Origin of the sequence: Sapientia aquatica (genome assembly GCF_004358105.1) — a bacterium.
GTDB lineage: Bacteria > Pseudomonadota > Gammaproteobacteria > Burkholderiales > Burkholderiaceae_D > Solimicrobium > Solimicrobium aquaticum.
Map to the genome: position 1 here is coordinate 1 of NZ_SMYL01000039.1, position 1,383 is coordinate 1,383.

General features: G+C 54.4%; 1 protein-coding gene. It reads left to right on the top strand.

Annotation, left to right across the window (positions count from 1 at the left end; genetic code table 11):
- A partial coding sequence (locus E2I14_RS19425) for a hypothetical protein (protein ID WP_165967911.1) occupies positions 1-1,383 on the top strand: 1,383 nt, incomplete at both ends.

Genomic DNA, 1,383 nt, shown 5'->3' on the forward strand with positions numbered 1-1,383 from the left:
CCGGCATTGCCACTTTAGCGAGTGGCGGCAACGTGGTCTTGACGGTTACCGAAGGAGCGAACGCTCCACAAACTGTTACCTTGAAATTAGATGCCCAAGGTCATTTGACCGATGGCACCAACACCTATACTTACAACAGCGGCACCGGCGTTATTTCTCTGTCCGAACCTTTACCGGGTAATGGTCAAACATTGACCATCGCAGCGGTTGAGCACGATGTCACCGGTGCCGTTTCTGCTACCAGCAGCGCTTCAGCAACCGAATACACACCAGTGGCGACTGGCCCTAGCGCAGCATTGACGGTCGCGATTCCAGGAACTGTAGTCAACGGCGTGACGGAAATTAGCAGCACTTCGAGCACAACCAACAATGCGTCGGTCACTTTAACGCCAACCGGCATTGCGACCTTAGCCAGCGGCGGTAACGTGGTCTTGACTGTGACCGAAGGCACGAACTCGCCGCAAACTGTCACCTTGAAATTAGATGCCCAAGGTCATTTGACCGATGGCACCAACACCTACACTTACAACAGCACGACTGGCGTTATTTCTCTGTCCGAACCTTTACCGGGTAATGGTCAAACATTGACCATCGCAGCGGTTGAGCACGATGTCACCGGTGCCGTTTCTGCTACCAGCAGCGCTTCAGCAACCGAATACACACCAGTGGCGACTGGCCCTAGCGCAGCCTTGACGGTCGCGATTCCAGGAACTGTAGTCAACGGCGTAACAGAGATCAGCAGCACATCGAGCACGACCAACAATGCGTCCGTCACCTTAACGCCAACGGGTATTGCAACCTTAGCCAGCGGCGGTAACGTGGTCTTGACGGTCACTGAAGGTGCGAACTCGCCACAAACTGTCACCTTGAAATTAGATGCCCAAGGTCATTTGACCGATGGCACCAGCACCTACACTTACAACAGCACGACTGGCGTTATTTCTCTGTCCGAAGCTTTACCGGGCAACGGTCAAACATTAACCATCGCAGCGGTTGAACACGATGTCACCGGCGCCGTTTCAGCTACCAGCACCGCTTCGGCGACCGAATACACGCCCGTTGCGACTGGTGCAAATGCTGCCTTAACGGTCGCCATTCCAGGAACCGTCGTCAACGGCGTAACAGAGATCAGCAGCACATCGAGCACAACCAACAATGCCTCGGTCACCTTGACGCCAACCGGCATTGCCACTTTAGCGAGTGGCGGCAACGTGGTCTTGACGGTGACCGAAGGCACGAACTCGCCACAAACTGTGACCTTGAAATTGGATGCCCAAGGTCATTTGACCGATGGCACCAACACCTACACTTACAACAGCGCCACCGGCGTTATTTCTCTGTCCGAAGCTTTACCGGGCAATGGTCAAACATTAACCATCGCAG